The sequence below is a fragment of the Skermanella sp. genome (assembly GCF_059503625.1).
The window spans coordinates 1-3,519 of record NZ_JCACHA010000179.1 but is presented as its reverse complement, the minus strand read 5'-3'; the positions used below and the strand labels follow the sequence as shown (position 1 = coordinate 3,519).

At 63.2% G+C, this 3,519-nt stretch carries 4 protein-coding genes and 2 pseudogenes; 3 read left to right on the top strand and 3 right to left on the bottom strand.

The genetic code is table 11. The features are described from left to right. The 3 genes and pseudogenes from AC5JJ6_RS04740 to istA all read right to left on the bottom strand — a co-directional run. On the bottom strand, positions 1–180 hold a 180-nt coding region (locus AC5JJ6_RS04740), incomplete at its 3' end, for a DUF6429 family protein (RefSeq protein WP_496040937.1). Between the two features lie 54 nt (positions 181–234). Further along, positions 235–762 carry a Mu transposase domain-containing protein gene (locus AC5JJ6_RS04735; protein ID WP_496040938.1) on the bottom strand — a complete coding sequence of 176 codons (528 nt, stop codon included), beginning with the start codon at positions 760–762 and terminating at the stop codon, positions 235–237. 51 nt (positions 763–813) lie between these two features. Further along, positions 814–1,332 (bottom strand): annotated as a pseudogene (gene istA, locus AC5JJ6_RS04730) (IS21 family transposase); the annotation flags it as partial. Between istA and AC5JJ6_RS04725 the strand changes: the two are divergent. The 3 genes and pseudogenes from AC5JJ6_RS04725 to AC5JJ6_RS04715 all read left to right on the top strand — a co-directional run. Beyond that, complete coding sequence (locus AC5JJ6_RS04725) at positions 1,331–1,690, top strand: hypothetical protein (protein WP_496040936.1); 360 nt, start codon at positions 1,331–1,333, stop codon at positions 1,688–1,690. The pseudogene istA and the gene AC5JJ6_RS04725 sit on opposite strands and share 2 nt — an antisense overlap. A gap of 327 nt (positions 1,691–2,017) precedes the next feature. Next, positions 2,018–2,935 (top strand): LysR family transcriptional regulator, encoded by a 918-nt coding sequence (locus AC5JJ6_RS04720; protein WP_496040935.1) that lies wholly within the window; start codon positions 2,018–2,020, stop codon positions 2,933–2,935. 228 nt (positions 2,936–3,163) lie between these two features. Next, positions 3,164–3,519, top strand: a pseudogene (locus AC5JJ6_RS04715) (ISKra4 family transposase); the annotation flags it as partial.

Here is a 3,519-nt window from a genome sequence, read left to right as displayed (position 1 = left end):
ACCCTCCGGGTTGAAAACCACCGACTTGGCCTTGCCGACCGGATCGTGGATCAGCCCCTTGGTATGCAGCCGGTCCATCGCGTCCCAGTCGAAAGACTTCCACGCGCGCGCACCGTCGTGAAGTCCCAACCACAAAAGCGCCAGTACAGCATCGTCGATCCGGTCGGTGTCGATGTCCATGATCGCCTCACAGTCCAACAGGACTGCAATCATGCGATACGTCCCGCCCTCTTCTCAATGGTTCCCTCCTGCGGTGCTCGGCGGATGCTTACCCTTCAGCAGACCTTCAACGAACCACGGCGACAGGACGCCGGCCGCCAGCGCTCGCTCGCACGCCTTCTCCAGAGCGGCGGCGCCTTGCCGACCGGACAGGCGAATGACGCCGACAGCCGCCCGCACTCCCTGTGCGACGTGCTGGCGGCTGTCGATCAGACGGTCGACGTAGGCTGCCGTGGCGACGCCGATCGCCGCCGCCTCCGCGCGCAGGCGCTCGGGCGTGCGCTCCACGACGGCGCGGTGGCTCGGCGGCATGTGCTCGGGCCGCGCAGTGTGGCCGCCCTTGGCCGGGCTGCGCGGGTGGCTGGCGATCCGCTCGCCGCGCTGGAAGATCGACACCAGCGTCGGCGTGGTGAACACGTCGACCCGGGAATGCGCCAGGGCACTGGGCACCGAGTAGTAATGGCCGTCGACGACCACATGGTAGTCGGCTCCGACAGCGCGACACAGGTCCCACTGTCCCACAACGTAGGGCTCGGCCGGCAACGGCCGCAGCAGGGCCCGCTCCTCAGCTTCGAAGACGGATCGGCGTGTCCCCTCGCGTGGGGGCGACAGCGGCCGGTTGTTGAGCGCCTCGCACAACGGTGCGATGGCGGCGTTCAGTTCGTCCAGCCCGAAGAAGGTGCGGTGGCGCAGCGGAGCCAGGATCCAGCGTTCGACCTGCAGCACCGCATTCTCCACCGCCGGCTTGTCCCGTGGCTTGCCCGGTCGCGCCGGCAGGACGGCGGTACCGTAGTGGCGGGCCAGCTCGTAGTAGCTGGCGTTGAGCACCGGGTCGAAGAAGTTCGCCCTGGTGACGCCGCTCTTCAGGTTGTCGGGCAACAGGGAGGTGACCACGCCGCCGATGTGGTTGAAGGCCCGGACATGCGCGGACAGCCAGTCCTCCACCCGCTGTGTCCAGGTCGCCTCCGCATAGATCAAACCCGAGAACGGCAGGCAGGCTACGAAGATCTGCGCCTCGCGCGCCACGCCGGCGTCCATGACCACCACCGTGTCGCCCGCGTAGTCGACCTGCAGCGCCGCGCCGGGGCGGTGCTCCTGGCGCAGTGTCACCGTGCGCCCCTGCTCCCGGCGCCAGCGGCGGAAGTATTCGCAGAACTGGGTGAACCCGTATCCGTCGGGGGTGCGCCTGGATGTACTCGCCCCATATCAGCTTCAGGGTCAGATGCTTGTGCCGGCGCAGATCCCGGTCCACCGCTGCCCAGTCCGTCAGCGGCCGTATCTCCAGCCAGTGGCCGTCATCGGCACGCTGGTAGAGCCGCCTCTCCAGCGCCTCCTCGCCCAGATCCCGGACCTGATCCCAGCTCCTCAGCCCTGCCTGTTCCGTCCGCACCAGCAGGTTGTTCAGCGTGCCCAGGCTTACCCCACAGCTCTGACGGATCTGGCTGTAGCTCATTCCAAGTTCGTAGCGTAGACGCAGCACTTCCTTCACCTTCCTCATCGCAACCCTCTCTCTCGGCATCTGTCTCCCCGTCTTCAACGACGGCAGACAGTACTTGCCGGACCTGATGCGATGAAGGCGCGAGCAGCCTCCGGGTTTCTCAACCCCTTCAGCTGTTCAGGCTGCCGAATAGGCTGTTCACTTTCGCCCGGTCGTCCTGTTCATTTTCAAGCGCACGGATCAGATGGAGGCGCTGTCAAACCCCGCGAAAAATCGACCCAACACTTAAGAATTAGCCGGAATGCATTGGGATTATCGGTTATCAACTAAGCAATCAGTGGTTTGCCAATCGGGGTAAGAATGACGCCGACCGTTCAAGGCAGTGAATTTGCTCAGCTCCGGACCTTTGTGACTGTAGCCGAACAATTGAGTTTCAGCCGCGCGGCAGAGCGCCTCGGCATTACGCCATCCTCTCTCAGCCAGACGATCCGCAGCCTTGAGGAACGTCTCGGCATCCGCCTCCTCAATCGGACGACACGCAGCGTCGCCCTTACACCGGCAGGAGAAGCCTTGCTGCTTCGCCTGCGCCCGGCGATGGACGAAATCAACGCAGCGGTTGAGAACGCTGTCCGCTTCAGAGACACCCCCGCAGGCACGGTCCGTGTACACGCCGCGCGGCTCGCCGCGCAGGTATTCATCGCTCCTATGCTTGGTGCGTTCAGTCGGTCCTACCCGGAGATCACCGTTGACGTCACTGTCGATGATACCGTCGTCGACATCGTGTCGGGCGGATGGGATGTTACCATCCGCCCCGGTGAGGTGGTCGAACGCGACATGATCGCTGTCGAAATCGGCGGTCCGCTTCGCCAGTATCCGGTCGCAACACCGGATTACATTGCCAGGCGTGGCACACCGGAAACGCCCGAACAGTTGCTGGATCACAATTGCATTCTCTGGCGTTGGTCGGGGCAGAGTCTTCCCTATGCCTGGGAATTCCATCGTGACGGGAGCTGGTTCGAACTCGTGGTCAAAGGCTCCATCATCGTGAGCGACCGGGGAATGATGCTATCGGTGTGCCTGGACGGCGCCGGCATCGCCTTTGCGACCAATCGAGAGGCCGACGCCCATATTGCCGCGGGCAAGCTCGTCAAAATGCTCGATCAATATTGCCAGCCCTACCCTGGCTATTTTCTCTGCTACCCCAAGCAAAGGCAGATGGCTCCCGCCTTGCGCGCCTTCATTGATGCCGTGAGAACGGCAGCCCGCGACGATGTATGATCCGCGGCGCGTCCTCAAGAGAGCGAGGCGGCTACCGGATTATGTGCGCTGGGCTAACAAGGTAGTTCTGAAACCCGGGAATTATCAACTTGTGAGGACATGGCAGAAATGCTGACGAGGCGGCCGATCGAGAGAGCAACAGGAACCGTGGGATGTCGGTAGTCTGGGTAGGTGAAGGCGGGTAGTTTGGCGGCTATGTCCCCCCTGCAATTTTCGGAAGACCCCAGCATGCCGTCGGCCATGCACGTTCACCTTCAGCTTCGGATCGTCGGCGACGATGGCACGGTGTTCACCGACTGCGACATCCTGCGTCTCGTGAAGCGCCACCACCAGTTGGAAGCCGTTGGTTTGTCGATCGGCGAGAGCAAATCCCTTCAGCAATGCCTGCAGCAGCATGTCGTAAGCGCTCAGGCTGCGGCCTTCGGGGATAAGCACCGCTGCTGTCCAGCCTGCGGTCGTCACTTGTGCCGCAAAGGAAAGTACCTGATCATCTTTCGCACCGTGTTCGGCAATGCCACCGTTTCCAGTCCGCGCTTCTACCGCTGTGGCTGCCAACCAGGCGACAGCCGGACCGTCAGCCCGTT